Genomic DNA, 14,533 nt, shown 5'->3' on the forward strand with positions numbered 1-14,533 from the left:
CTTTAATCCCTGTTTTTGCTGAAAATCCCTATGACCACCAACGCTTTTCACATCGAAGGAAACTTGATTTCAGCGGATCTTTTGCCGGATATTGTGGCAGGAGAGGTGAAAGGCCAACAGGCGCAGGATTTTGGTTTAAAAGCTAACGACAAGTTAGAGGATGAAATTGCCTTTATTTGGTCAGAAGCCAAAAGTCGTTGGGCTATTTTTCAAGGTCGTTTAGCCCGATCGCCAGAGGGAGAAACCGGGACGAGCTTAACCCGGGAACAGTGGGTTGTGCCGTTGCTGGAATTATTGGGTTATCAGCCTAGTTATCAGGCCAAAGCAGAGTTGATTGATAATCAGACCTTTGCTATTTCCCACCGAGCCGGACAACTGGAAAGCCTTCGCTCCGAAGGAGAGGGTTTGGGTGAGGGACAGGGCGAAACGCCGCCGGTTCACATCATTGGTTGTCGGTTGAGTCTGGATAAGCGGCCACCATCAGGAACGCCCCGGTTATCGGCCCATGGTTTGGTGCAGGAATATTTGAACCGCACCGAGCATTTATGGGGCATTACCACCAATGGTTATCAATGGCGGTTGTTGCGAGATTGCTCTTTGATGACCCGGCTCTCCTATGTGGAGTTTGACCTGGGGCAGATTTTTGAGAATGAGAATTTTGCTGAATTTCGGCTCTTTTTCCGCCTATTCCATCGATCACGCCTACCGGAGGGCATGGAGGATTCCGATAAGTGTTTGTTGGAGCATTATCACCAGGAGTCTTTATCCCAGGGCGGACGGGTACGGGACAAGTTACGGGACGGGGTGGAAGCGGCGTTGAAAATTTTGGGTAATGGGTTTTTGCGACATCCCCGGAGTGGGGGATTACGTGAGCATTTTGCAGCGGGAACGTTGACGGATTCCCAGTATTACCGACAGTTGCTGATGTTGATCTACCGTTGTCTGTTTTTAATGGTGGCGGAGTCCCGTAATTTACTATTGGCGGCCGAAGACAGGGAAAAGGCGGCGATTTATCAGCAATATTACAGTTTTTCACGATTGCGGGATTTCTCCGATCGCCTGACGTATCGACCGGAAGGGTTTCAGGATTTATGGCAGGGGTTGAAGGTAACGTTTGGTTTATTTGAGGAGGGGGAAAAAGGCAATTTATTGGGATTATCGCCGTTGAATGGGGATTTATTTGGAGCGGAAACGTTAGCAGTTTTAAATGACAGTGGTTTGGATAACCATTATTTACTGTCGGCGGTGCGGGGTTTATCGTTGTACGAAAATCAGGGGCAGTTGCGGCGGGTCAACTATGAAGCTTTGGATGTGGAGGAATTGGGCAGTGTTTATGAAAGTTTGCTGGATTTTACGCCCCAGGTGACGGTAAAGGATGGGATTTATTGCTTTGATTTGGTGACGGGGAGCGATCGCAAGACGACGGGCAGTTATTACACGCCTTCGGAGTTGGTGGCCCAGTTAATCAAGTCGGCGTTGGAGCCGGTGATTGAGGAACGGTTAAAAGGGGCTGGGGATGGGGGTCAAACTACCCAAGAACAGGCTCTTTTATCCCTCAAGGTTTGTGACCCTGCCTGTGGTTCGGGGCATTTCCTGTTGGCGGCGGCGCGGCGCATTGGTAAGGAACTGGCCAGGGTACGAACGGGGGAAATTCAACCGCCCCCGGAACCGTTACGGCAGGCGATCCGGGATGTGATTCAGCATTGTATTTATGGGGTGGATATTAATCCCTTGGCGGTGGATTTGTGCAAGGTGGCGTTATGGATTGAGGGCTTTTGTCGGGGGATGTCGTTGAATTTCCTGGATCACCGCATTAAGTGTGGTAATTCGTTGGTGGGGGTGATGGATTTGGAGGTGTTGCGGGAGGGCATTCCTGATGAGGCGTTTAAGCCGGTGACGGGGGATGACAAAACGTTGGGGACGCAGTTCAAGAAACGCAATAAAAAGGAGCGGGAGCAGTCAGGGCAGTTGTCGTTGTTTGATATCGATTTTGCGGTGCGTCAGGGTTCCTATGCGGCAGCGGCCTTGGCCGTGGATGAGATTGAGGAGTTAACGCCGGAGGGTTACAAGCGTAAGCAGGAACGTTATCAGCATTTACGCGCTAATGCCCAATGGTGGCAGGATTTTTCGGCTTGTAATCTCTGGACAGCGGCGTTTTTTATGCCGTTGACGGAGCAAAATTTGCGGTTAATTCCGACGACGGAGGCGCTGAAGCGGTTATTGCGGGAGGCGGGGCAACGGGAACAGCGGGAAGTTCAGCAAGGTTCGTTGTTTGCGGGGGGAGAAACGTCGAAGTCTACGCCGTTTGGGGTGGTACAAATTGTGGAAGCGGCCAATGAGTTGGCGGCTAATCATCGGTTTTTCCATTGGCCATTGGAGTTTCCAGAAGTGTTTGAGCGGTCTGGTTTTGATTGTGTGTTGGGGAATCCACCTTGGGAACGAATTAAGTTACAGGAAAAGGAGTTTTTTGGCTCTCGTGATCCTGATATTGCAACGGCTCAAAATAAGGCAGAGCGAGAAAAGTTAATTAAAACGTTGCCGGATCGTAAACCTGAGTTGGCAAAGGCGTTTGAGGCGGCAAAACATGAAGCGGAGGCCCAAAGCAAATTTATTAGGCAATCGGGGCGGTTTCCGTTAACAGCGGTGGGGGATATTAATACCTATGCGATTTTTTCAGAATTGGTGCGGGAAGTGATTAATGATCATGGGAGAACGGGAATTATTGTCCCTGTTGGAATTGCTACGGATAACACGACTAAAAACTTCTTTGGAGATTTAATTAAAACAAAAACCCTTGCCAGTTTAACCGGCTATGAAAATGAAGCATTTATTTTTTCAGACGTGCATAATGCTTTTAAGTTTTGTAATTTGTCAATGGTAGGAAAATCAGTCAAATTTGGTGACACAGATTTTATCTTTTTTTGTCGCTATTTTAAAGATGTGGATAATAAAAAACGTCATTTTAGCCTAAGCTCTCAAGATATTGCTTTAATTAATCCAAATACTTTCACTTGTCCAATTTTTAGAACTAATCCAGATGCAGAAATTACTAAGAAAATATATCGTAAAGTTCCAGTTTTAGAAAATGACGCCACCGGGGTTAATCCTTGGGGAATTTCATTTATGCGGATGTTTGATATGGCTAATGATAGTGGCTTATTTGAAAATGAACCAGGAGAAAATTTATTACCTCTCTATGAAGCAAAAATGTTCCACCAATTTGATCACCGCTTTTCAACTTATGAAAATGCAACTCAAGCTGATATGAATGCTGGGAGATTGCCACAAACAACCCCAGAAATGAAACAAGATTTTAATTTTGCTGTTACGCCTCGTTATTGGGTAAATTATAAGGATTTGTACGCTAGACTTTCTTCAAGATGGGATAAATCATATCTTTTAGCTTGGAGAGATATTGCAAGTGCAAATAATGAACGAACGGTCATATCTTCCTTACTTCCCAAATCAGCTTGTTCTGATACAGTCCTTTTAATGTTTCCTAATATCAAAAAAATCACTCTTTTAGGACTATTATATGTAAATTTAAACACAATCATTTTCGATTTTGTTGCTAGACAAAAAGTGGGAGGAAATCATCTTAAGTATTTTACAATGCGACAACTCCCCGTTATTCCCCCCGAAGCCTACAGCCCCCAAGACATCGAATACATCAGCAAACGAGTCCTCGAACTCACCTACACCGCCTGGGACATGAAACCCTTCGCAGAGGATATGGGCTACCACGGCGATCCCTTTGTGTGGGATGAAAACAGAAGGGCGATCCTCCGGGCCGAACTCGATGCCAAATACGCCAAACTCTATGGCCTCACCCGTGACGAACTGCGCTACATCCTCGACCCCGCCGATGTCTATGGCCCAGACTTCCCCAGCGAAACCTTCCGAGTCCTGAAAAACAACGAAATCAAGAAATACGGCGAATATCGCACCCAACGATTGGTTCTAGCCGCCTGGGATATGATGGGCTATTAAACAAACCTCACCAAAACTTACAGCCATGACTACCACTGAACTCCGCCAAGAACTCTTAAAAAAAATTGATCACCTCTCTGATCAACAACTCAATCAAGTATTGAAATTTATTGATCAAGTCAATCAAGAAAATAATTCTCAATCAACAGCCCCTGAAACAGGAACCTACGAAAAATTCTTACAAAGTGGATTAATTGGATGCGTAGAAATTGAAGAAAATTTATCAACAAGTTACAAGCAAGTATTAGCTGAAGGATGGGCAAAAAAATATGATCATCGCTGATACAGGATTTTGGGTTGCTTTACTGGACAAAAAAGATACCTATCATCAACAAGCTAATCAAGCATTAAAAAAATATGACGAACCTTTAATTACAACTTGGTGCGTTATCACGGAAAGTTGCTATTTATTGCTAACTCATAAAGGAGTTCAAACCCAAATAAAATTTATCGATCAACTCAATCAAGGACTCTTTAGCGTTTTTAATCTCGAACCTCATCATGGCAATAGAATTAGTCAATTAATGACTCAATACGCAGACTTGCCAATGGATTTAGCGGATGCTTCCCTCGTTATTCTAGCCGAGCATCTAGGACATGGACGTATTTTCTCTGTTGATCAACGAGATTTTAATACTTATCGTTGGAAAAATAAACAACCTTTTCAAAATTTATTGGAGTAAACATAATGTATATCAAAAAAGCCTCAATTGAAAATATTCGTTCTATTAAATCACTAACTTGGGAACCGCCTAATGATCAACATCCTGGTTGGCACGTCATTATTGGTGATAATGGTTCAGGAAAATCAACATTTCTCAGGGCAATCTCTCTAATTTTAATTTTTGATGAATCCCCTGCACTTCGGGAAAGCTTTGATTACTGGATACGCAAAAATAGTGAAGATGGTCGAATATTTTTAGATTTAATTCATGATGAAGATTTTGATGATTTTACGAGTGTTTTATCTGAACAGCAAGCATTGATTCCACCTAATCCTTTTAAGTTAGAAATACTTTTGAAAAATATTAATGGCAAAGTTATTGCTGGCGATCGCCTACATGATCCTCACAATCAAACCCATCCCTGTCGATTTATCTCTGCCCAAAAAAGTCGTGGTTTATTTTCCTCTGCGTATGGCCCCTTTAGGAGATTTACAGGCGGTGATGAAGTTTACCAATCGTTAGTAGAATCCCATCCCAGACTAGCTGCACATTTATCAATTTTTGGAGAAAATGTTGCATTTACTGAATGCTTAAAATGGCTAAAAAACTTAAAATTCAAACAACTAGAAGATCGGACAGAAGAAGGTCAATTATTAGATTCAATTATTCAATTTGTTAATCAGAGCGAATTTTTACCTTTTAATGCTCGCATTGACTCTATTTCGTCCGATGGCGTTACCTTTATTGATGGTAACGGTTGCACGATTCCCGTAGAAGAAATGAGTGATGGTTACCGCTCTATCCTTAGTCTGACTTTTGAACTTATTCAGCAATTAGTTAGAGTTTATGGTCAAGATCAAATTTTTGATCCTGAAGATGCGACAAAGATTATTGTTCCGGGTGTTGTTTTAATTGACGAAATAGACGTGCATTTACATCCTACTTGGCAACGAAGGATTGGTTTTTGGTTTCGAGAACATTTTCCTAATATCCAATTTATTGTAACTACCCATAGTCCCCTAATTTGCCAAGCCGCAACAGTTGGCAGTGTTTATCGCCTTCCTAAACCTGGCACCAATGAAAATGGTGAAATGATTACCGGGCAACAATTAGACCGTTTGCTTTATGGCAATGTCTTAGATGCCTATGGTACAGAAGCCTTTGGTGAAAATGTTTCTCGTTCTGATTTATCCCAAGAAAAATTAAAACAATTAGCTAAGCTTAATCAAAAAGCTAAATATGAAACCTTATCACCTGAAGAATCTCAAGAAAGAACCGCATTAAAAGCAATGATGCCCACTAACCCCGACACAACAAACTATCAATGATTACCTATGCTCAAAATTTCCCCCCTGCCCCTAGAAAAAAGATATGAAAACTATCTAAAAACCTGGCAATCTGAAATTGATCAACTTGTCACCTTTGCCGATAAAGTTAAGCAGGCTAAAAAACAATATGCTAGCAAAAGACGGACAAAAACTTTTCAACACGTTTGCGAAATTTTAGATAAAATATGTTCGGGTAATAGACGCTGTAACTACTGTGAAGACTCCGTTGCTGATGAAGTAGAGCATATCAAACCGAAATCCCTTTACCCTGAATTTGTTTTTGTTTGGGATAACTATCTTTATGCGTGTGGTCAATGTAATACTAAGAAAAATAATCAATATGCCATTTTTGTTAATAATCAAAAATTTCAGATTATATCTACCAATCAAGCGCCGCCATCTGGAGTAGATATTTTCTTAAATCCCAGACTAGACAATCCATTAGACTTCATTGAACTGGATTTGGGGGATGATATTGAAGATGGAACTTTCCTGTATCAACCTAAATATCTTCTAGAAGAAAATAGTCTTGAATTTATTAGGGCAGAATATACAATTACCGTTTTAAATATTAATAAAGAATATTTACTAGCTGGTAGAAAGGAAGCCGCGCTTAACTTTAGAGCTAGACTTTTTGATTACAAAGCAAACAAAGCAATCTTAACGTCTGAGAAATTAGATAATTTCGTAAGGGACTTTAAAAAAATGCGTTATCCCAGCGTTTGGTATGAAATCAAGAGACAGAGGCAAAGATTACCTAGTATTAATCCTTTTTTTATTGAATTTCCTGAAATTATTGATTGGTAAAATACTATGTTCTGGATTACTACCCTCTCCCCCACTTTTCTCAACGAATTACTAGACTTACCCCGCAAAGTCAGTAAACGAGTGTCCAATAAAATAAAAATCCTGGAAACTGATCCCTATTCCGCCGAGGGAGACGCAAAAAAACTTCAAGACCGCGAGAATATTTATCGGGTTAGGGTGGGGGATTACCGCATTTTTTACACCATTGGCGAAAACGTGGTTAAAGTCCTCACAGTCCGTAAACGGGACGATCAAACCTACAGAAATCCCCAAGATAGCACCGACCCCCTACCCACAGCCAAAATTACTGACCCAGAAATCCTAGCAGTTACCCTACCCGACGACATTCCCACTACACCCCCTCCAGAACCTGACTCTGAACCGATACCGGATGGAACCTCTCTGCCCCGACAATTCAGCCAAGAATTACTCCAGCAATGGCTGATTCCCCAGGAATACTGGACGCAACTACAACAAATTCAAACCGAAGAAGCGTTACTGAATAGCGCCCTACCCGAAAAATACTTGAACCGCATTTTAGATAACCTTTTCCCCCGCACCATTGAAGAAATTGAAGCCCAACCCGGTTTGGTTTTGCCCAACTCTACAGACCTCGACAAATTTATTGAAGGGGATATTACTGACTTTTTGCTCAAACTTGACCCCGACCAGGAAAAACTCAAGGATTTTGGCACAGGTGGCCCCGGCGCAGGAAAATCAACCTTGGCCCTGTATCGGGTCGAAAAACTGATCCAAGATGGTTATCAATCCATTCTGTTCACCACCTACACCAATGCCCTGGTCAACTATTCCCAACAACTACTGACCCAACTATTGGCAGTCGATCCTGCTAGGAAAGGCGTAGCAGTCAATACGGTGGATTGGTTAGCGGTGGAATACTACAAAAGCCGCTACGGGGAACCAAAATTTGCTAAATCTGGCCGGCAAAAAAGTTTAGTGGAACAAGCCATTAAGCAAGCCGTTAGCCAAAATAAACTAGGGCAAAATCCTTTGACCCGTGGGGCAAGGCGATCAATTCTAGAAAAATTAGGCGTTGATTATCTACTCGAAGAAATCCAGACTATTATTCTTGACCAAGGAGTTACAAATTTAGAAGATTATTTGGCGATCGCTCGTCGGGGTCGAGGTCGTCCACTCCAGAAAATGCAACGAGAAGCAGTTTGGATAGTTTATGAACTCTGGGGCGATCTACTCAAACGAAATCGTCTTGTCACCTTTGAACAGGTACGCAGTCTTGCCCTGGCGATCGCCGAAAAAATTCCCCCTGACCAAAAACCCTACCAAGCCATTTTGATTGATGAAGCCCAAGATTTATCTCCAGTGGCCCTGCGCTTTCTCTTGGCCCTAGTACCCAATTTCGAGGCAATTTACCTTACTGCCGATGCCTCCCAATCCCTGTATCAAAAAGGTTTTAGTTGGACAAAAATCCATCAAGACCTCAAAGTAACGGGGCGCACTCTGCTCTTGAAACGCAACTATCGCAACACCCAAGAAATAACCCTGGCCTGTGAACAAATTCTGGCCAACTCTGAAGCCGGTGACCCTGATTGCGTTAAGCAAACCCCCTCCAAATACCACGGCGATCGACCTCAATTACTCCCCTTCCGTTTACCTCATCCCGAAACCGAAGCTATTAAAAACTTTCTGCACCGAGCTGCTAAAAAACATCGCCTCCCCATCACCAGCACCGCCATTCTCTGCCCCACCAATCAGATCGGGAGGGCTTACGCCAAACAACTCAGTGAGGAAGGATTACCCGCTCAATTTGTAAGTGGGCAGGACATTGACCTTAAAGCACCGTACATTAAAGTATTGACGCTTCATTCTGCCAAAGGCCTGGAATTTCCCTTTGTAGCGATCGCCCTAGCTCGGAGTACTTTTCCAGAAATGCTTCCCTATGTCCTGCCAGAAGAAGAACAAAATGATTATTTAAACACCCAAAGACGATTACTTTATGTTGGTTGCTCCCGGGCCATGCGGTCATTGCTGGTTACTTTACCCCAAGGAGCGGCTTACTTCTTTGAAAATCTTTGTCCCCCTGCTTGGGAAACGATTTCGCCTCTTTTGACCTAAATAAATAACTGTTATGAAAATCCCAGTTCCTCTGTCCACGTTACTTCAAGCTAGTGAAGTTGAAATTTCTTCAATAATTAACCTCATTGCCCTAGGAACAGCTTTTATTGACTGTACTGGCTATGAGGCGATAGCGGATGAGGATTTAGAACGTCTATTGGCATTATTGCCGAAAAACTGGGGGATAGAAGAAATTGCTACTGCCTTTGGTGGAGATGCTTTAAGCGAAAAATTAGGGGAACAACTTTGGCTAAAACTAAACAAAGAAACAAAAGTAGAAAATAATCCAAAGAATAGCAATACATTACGTCATTATTCTCCATCCTCTAATACTTCGTTTCCCAATCTAGACATTTTCAAGTTACGGGATGAAATTATTAATGACTATCACAGTTATATCACCAGCTTTTTGCAAATTAAAGACCCAAAAATAGAAGCCTTTGTTCATGAACAACTACAACAAGGAAAACTCTGGACAGACCCTTTAGTGCAAATTAATCCTGCTTATAAAAAAAGCCTAGATATTAATCAATTAGTTGCTCAAAATATTCTCCATCCTGAATGCCAAAAATATTTTCCAAATTTTCAATTTTACTACCACCAAGAACAAGCTTTTCGGTCTTATCACCAAAACTTACCCTATGTGCTAACCACCGGAACAGGCTCTGGTAAAAGCCTGAGTTATGTTGTGCCCATTATTGACGATTTACACCGTAACCCCCATTTAAGTGGTTTGAGAGCCATTTTGGTCTATCCCATGAATGCGTTAATTAACTCCCAAAAAGGAGAGTTTGAAAAATTTTTTAAAAACTATGCTCAAATTGCTGGTGAAACACCAATTAGGGTTGAACAATATACAGGCCAGGAAGGATTAACAAAAAAAAATGAGATTCAAAATAATCCACCCCATATTTTACTGACCAACTATGTAATGTTGGAGTTAATGTTAAGTCGCACAGATGAAAAAGCTTTTGTAGAATCGCCCATTTTAAAATTTTTGGTACTTGATGAACTTCACACCTATCGAGGACGACAGGGGGCTGACGTAGCCATGGTGGTTCGTAAATTACGGCAGCGGTGTGGGCAAAATTTTCTCTGTATTGGTACTTCGGCAACCATGGCCACAGAAGGAACCAGAGGCGATCGCCGCCAAACCGTAGCCCAGGTGGCGAGTAAACTTTTTGGGACTGCCGTTGCACCAGAGCAGGTCATTGACGAAACCCTAGAAAAGGCCATTCCCCTGTCCCCCCCTTCCATTGGTCAATTACAAGCAGTGTTGAAGGAACCAATACCGTCAGAGAGAACGAAAGCCAACTTTTTAAGCTATCCTCTCAGTGCTTGGATAGAGAATAATTTCGGTTTGCAAGAAGAAGGGGAAAATAAACACCTTGTCCGCCGTACTCCTAGAACCCTCATGGAAGGGGCCAGTCAACTCCATCAAGAAACGGGCATTGATCTCGAAACCTGTTTACAAAAACTGCGAGAGCATTTCCTCTGGGGCAGTGAAACCAAAGGATTAGCCTTTCGCCTTCATCAATTTATCTCTCAAGGGGGCAGTGTCTATACCACCCTCGAAAAACCCTCACAACGGCAACTGACTCTGGAAGGACAATACAAAACCGACGGCGATCGCCTCCTCTATCCCCTGGTATTTTGTCGTGAATGCGGTCAAGACTACTATATGGTGCAGTATGACGCAACTCGCAACATTGTCACTCCTCGACTCCCCAATATTTACGATATCGAAACAGACCAGCACCAGGGTTACCTAGCCCTCAATGACCCTGAAATTTGGGACGAAGAAAGTATGGACCGCTTACCAGATACCTGGTTTAACGTCACCAGACGTAATGGCAGAACTCCCAAAGATAAGTATCTCAATCACATTCCCCAAAAACTATGGCTCCACAACAATGGGCAGGTTGTTCAAGGGGCAGTGGCCAAGGAACAGGATCAAGATATTGTTTCCGCTTGGTTTGTGGCCCAACCCTTTCTGGTTTGCCTTAATTGTGGTGTTGTCCATACCAAAAAGAAAAATGAATATAGTAAATTAGCCCGTCTCAGCAACGAAGGCCGCAGTACCTCCACTACGCTCCTCTGTCTTTCCACTGTTAGCCGTTTAAAAGAGGAACCAGCCATTGAACCCGAATCGGCAAAAATTCTGAGTTTTACGGATAATCGTCAAGACGCATCCTTACAAGCAGGGCACTTTAACGATTTTGTTCAAACCAGCTTTCTTCGAGCTAGTCTTAACCGTGCCTTGAAAAACCATGGTGAACTCACCCATGAAAAGTTAGCGGCGGCGGTGGTTTCTGCGATGGAGATTAGCCAAACTGATTACGCCAAGGAAGTGGTGGAATTTGGTGTCAATGTTAAGAAAAATGAACAGGCTTTCAAAAAGTTGGTTGAATATCGTCTCTATGAAGATTTACGGCGGGGTTGGCGTATTGTCCAACCTAACTTAGAGCAATGTGGTTTGCTCAAGATTGATTATTCTGGTTTGGAAGATGTTTGCCATGATCCTAAACCATGGGAGGCTTACCCTAATTCCATATTGCAACAAAGTTATCCCCAAGAAAGGTATCAAACTGCAAAAGTTCTTCTTGATAACCTACGGCGAGAATTGGCGGTGGATGCGGAATTATTGCAACCGGAGCAAACAGAGCAATTTACCAAAGAAATTAATCAAAGATTAAATGACCAATGGAAATTTGGCGACCAAGAACGATTACGCTCGGCAATCTGGGCCTCTTTAACGACTAATAATGATCCTCGACGGAGTAAAGAAACTATTAAACTAACTCCCCGCAGTAAACTGGGGCGTTTTTTACGCGACCCGGCTACCTGGTCTAGTTTGACTCAACCCCTATCAGAAATAGACTACGAAAGCTTAATTCAAACCTTTATCATGATTCTGGCTAAGTCAGGCTATTTGCTTTATGACCAGGAAAATCAACGGGTACAGCTTTGTGTCAGCACCATGGTTTGGCAATCCCAAAAAGTGCCAGTGATTGAATCAGACCCTCTCAACCGCAAAAGCCTTGAGGGTAGTGAGTCCCGTCCTCTTCCAGCAAACCAGTTTTTCCAAGATTTCTATGAGCGCAATGCGACCGCTATTCGTAATTTTGAAGGGCGAGAACATACTGGACAAGTTACTTCCGGTGATCGCCAGCAACGGGAAACAGAATTTCGGGCGGGTAAATTAGCCAGTTTGTTTTGTTCCCCCACCATGGAACTAGGGATTGACATTGCCGATTTAAACGTTGTGCATCTCCGCAATGTGCCTCCTTCCCCTGCTAATTATGCCCAGCGCAGTGGTCGGGCTGGTCGGGGAGGGCAGGCCGCTTTGGTGATGACCTATTCATCCGTGGGCAGTGGCCATGATCAATATTTTTTCCAACGTCAGGCCCAGATGGTGGCAGGGTCAGTGGCTCCCCCAACTTTGGAATTAGGTAATCAAGATTTAATCCGCTCCCATATTTATTCCGTTTGGCTTTCCCACACTGGGGCTAGGTTGGGGAATTCCATGAATGAAATTTTAAATTTGGAGATCCATGATTATCCTCTAAAACCAGATCTAAAATCCCAATTAACCCTTAATCAAACTGCTTTGGATAATTGCGCCCAGGCGATCGCCGAAATTCTAGCGGATTACTTTTGTGACCAAGACCTAAATAAAACCCTATGGTACAGCCCTAGCTATATTACCCAAATCCTGAGTCAAGCTATTAACGCCTTTGACCGAGCTGGCGATCGGTGGCGCAAATTATATCGAGATGCTGTCAACCAACGAGATGAAGCTATTCAAATTATTGCCAAGTCTGCTTCTGGCAGTATGACCAAACAGGAACGGGATCAAGCAGAGCGTCAACAAAAAGAAGCTCAACGTCAAATTGATCTATTGGTGGGACATTCCAGCCAAAACAGGTCTGTTAGCGAATTTGAGTTTTATCCCTATCGTTATTTGGCGGCGGAAGGATTTTTGCCAGGTTTTAACTTTCCCCGTCTCCCAGTGCGAGCTTTTATTCCTGCTAAAAATGGGGGGAATTTTATTTCCCGTCCCAAAGTTGTCGCCATTCGGGAATTAGCCCCTCGCAATATTCTTTACTACGAGGGCAATACTTTTCAAATTGCCAAAACAAAATTCTCCATTCGGGGGGTGGAAGCCGATTATCATAAAGCGGCTATTTGTTATGAATGTGGTTATTTTCATGAAGGGGAACACAGTGAAACTATTAATTACTGTGAAAATTGTGGGACTAAGCTCATTACCAGCAACGAAGGAATATCTAGTAAAATTAACCGTATCCTCACTATGGATACCATGTCTTGCTACCGACGGGAGCGCATTACTTGTGATGAAGAAGAACGATTAAAGTATGGTTATGATGTTAAAACCCACTATCGCTTTGCCCAAGGACAACGAAAAAATGCCACTGTTATCGATGAACAAGGGCAGATTTTACTAACCCTATCCTATGGTGATACTGCTAGTATCTGGCGTATTAATCAAGGGTTAAAACGCTCTCAAGATAAGGGCTTTGCTGTTGACCGCACCACAGGGGAATGGAATGGCACCCAGAATGAAAACTACAGCACTGATCCAGAAAATACTGATCGAGAAATTTATTTACAGGTTGCAGATACTTCTAACGTCCTAATTATCCAACCTCAACTAGTTCCTGAAGAGGACAACGAGGCATTTTTGGTCACCTTCCAACAGGCGATCGCCAGGGGAATCCAGACTGTTTATCGTCTTGAACCCGATGAACTCGCTTCAGAACGGTTAGGCAAAGGGCACTGGCTAATGTTTTGGGAATCTGCCGAGGGAGGGGCTGGTGTCCTTTCCCAAATCCTTGACAATCCCACCGCATTCCAGGCGATCGCCGCTACGGCCCTAGACATTTGTCATTTCAACAAGCCCAAAGAGAGTTGCATTCAGGCTTGTTATGAATGCCTATTATCCTATCGCAATCAATTTGATCATCCCCTCATCAATCGTTATTTAATTCACTCCTACCTCGAAAAACTTAGCCATAGCCAAATTAAACTGGCAGAACATAATCAACAATACGGCGATCGTCAACAACACTTTGAAGTCTTGATGAAACAAACCGACCCTCAATCTGAACTAGAAAAAACTTTTCTTCAATTAATATATGATAGTAACTTGCCCTTACCCGACTCTAGTCAAACCTATATTGAAATAGTCAACTGTAAACCAGATTTTATTTATTTGGAACAAAAAATAGCTGTATTCTGTGATGGCTCTGTCCATGATTCTGAATCCCAAAAACAAAAAGATCATCAAATACGTTCAGACTTAGAAACAGAACTTGGTTATTTTGTCTTTACTTTTCGCTATGACGATGATTTCACTCAAAGTTTACAACGTTTACGGTCTTTACTTTAAATCGTCTACTGTGGCCCCCAGCTTCTCTCAATATTGACAAATGGCGATCGCCAACATAGGCTCTCTCCTGAGCGCCATTGTGTTGGGAGCCATAAATTGAAGATTACACCTTACATTCCGCTATTAAAAGCGGGGACTGATATAATTGGGATGTATTAATAATGAAGAGGGTGTATGGAGCCTGCAATGAAAGTAGAGAATCTAGATCATCTAGGGATAGTGGCTGGATTGATAGA

At 43.0% G+C, this 14,533-nt stretch carries 7 protein-coding genes; all 7 read left to right on the forward strand.

Going from position 1 to position 14,533, the window contains the following annotated elements; genetic code table 11:
- Positions 1–30: 30 nt before the first annotated feature.
- From IQ217_RS11650 to IQ217_RS11680, 7 genes are read left to right on the forward strand one after another with little or no spacing between them, the layout of a single operon-like run.
- Entirely contained in the window at positions 31–3,990 is a 3,960-nt protein-coding gene (locus tag IQ217_RS11650) for an Eco57I restriction-modification methylase domain-containing protein (protein ID WP_194020067.1), read from the forward strand.
- Positions 3,991–4,015: 25 nt separating this feature from the next.
- On the forward strand, positions 4,016–4,273 hold the full coding sequence (locus tag IQ217_RS11655; protein ID WP_194020068.1) for a DUF2281 domain-containing protein: 258 nt from the start codon (positions 4,016–4,018) through the stop codon (positions 4,271–4,273).
- Positions 4,260–4,673 (forward strand): type II toxin-antitoxin system VapC family toxin, encoded by a 414-nt coding sequence (locus IQ217_RS11660; RefSeq protein WP_194020069.1) that lies wholly within the window; start codon positions 4,260–4,262, stop codon positions 4,671–4,673. The genes IQ217_RS11655 and IQ217_RS11660 overlap by 14 nt, the downstream gene beginning before the upstream one ends.
- A gap of 5 nt (positions 4,674–4,678) precedes the next feature.
- Positions 4,679–5,983, forward strand: coding sequence for an AAA family ATPase (locus tag IQ217_RS11665; protein WP_194020070.1), 1,305 nt, complete (start codon positions 4,679–4,681; stop codon positions 5,981–5,983).
- Between the two features lie 6 nt (positions 5,984–5,989).
- Complete coding sequence (locus IQ217_RS11670; protein ID WP_194020071.1) at positions 5,990–6,790, forward strand: HNH endonuclease; 801 nt, start codon at positions 5,990–5,992, stop codon at positions 6,788–6,790.
- A gap of 6 nt (positions 6,791–6,796) precedes the next feature.
- A complete protein-coding gene (locus IQ217_RS11675) occupies positions 6,797–8,884 on the forward strand; it encodes a 3'-5' exonuclease (RefSeq protein ID WP_194020072.1) in 2,088 nt (695 codons plus the stop codon).
- A gap of 13 nt (positions 8,885–8,897) precedes the next feature.
- The gene (locus tag IQ217_RS11680; protein ID WP_194020073.1) at positions 8,898–14,297 is read left to right on the forward strand and encodes a DEAD/DEAH box helicase; all 5,400 of its coding nucleotides are present in this window, start codon (positions 8,898–8,900) and stop codon (positions 14,295–14,297) included.
- Positions 14,298–14,533: the final 236 nt, after the last annotated feature.

It is taken from the genome of Synechocystis salina LEGE 00031, from assembly GCF_015207985.1.
Taxonomy (GTDB): Bacteria; Cyanobacteriota; Cyanobacteriia; order Cyanobacteriales; family Microcystaceae; genus Synechocystis; species Synechocystis salina.

Excerpts from the sequence above, each read along its gene's own strand:
- IQ217_RS11670 (WP_194020071.1), top strand. The coding sequence starts at position 5,990 with ATGCTCAAAATTTCCCCCCTGCCCCTAGAAAAAAGATATGAAAACTAT.
- IQ217_RS11650 (WP_194020067.1), top strand. The coding sequence starts at position 31 with ATGACCACCAACGCTTTTCACATCGAAGGAAACTTGATTTCAGCGGAT.
- IQ217_RS11675 (WP_194020072.1), top strand. The coding sequence starts at position 6,797 with ATGTTCTGGATTACTACCCTCTCCCCCACTTTTCTCAACGAATTACTA.
- IQ217_RS11655 (WP_194020068.1), top strand. The coding sequence starts at position 4,016 with ATGACTACCACTGAACTCCGCCAAGAACTCTTAAAAAAAATTGATCAC.
- IQ217_RS11660 (WP_194020069.1), top strand. The coding sequence starts at position 4,260 with ATGATCATCGCTGATACAGGATTTTGGGTTGCTTTACTGGACAAAAAA.
- IQ217_RS11680 (WP_194020073.1), top strand. The coding sequence starts at position 8,898 with ATGAAAATCCCAGTTCCTCTGTCCACGTTACTTCAAGCTAGTGAAGTT.
- IQ217_RS11665 (WP_194020070.1), top strand. The coding sequence starts at position 4,679 with ATGTATATCAAAAAAGCCTCAATTGAAAATATTCGTTCTATTAAATCA.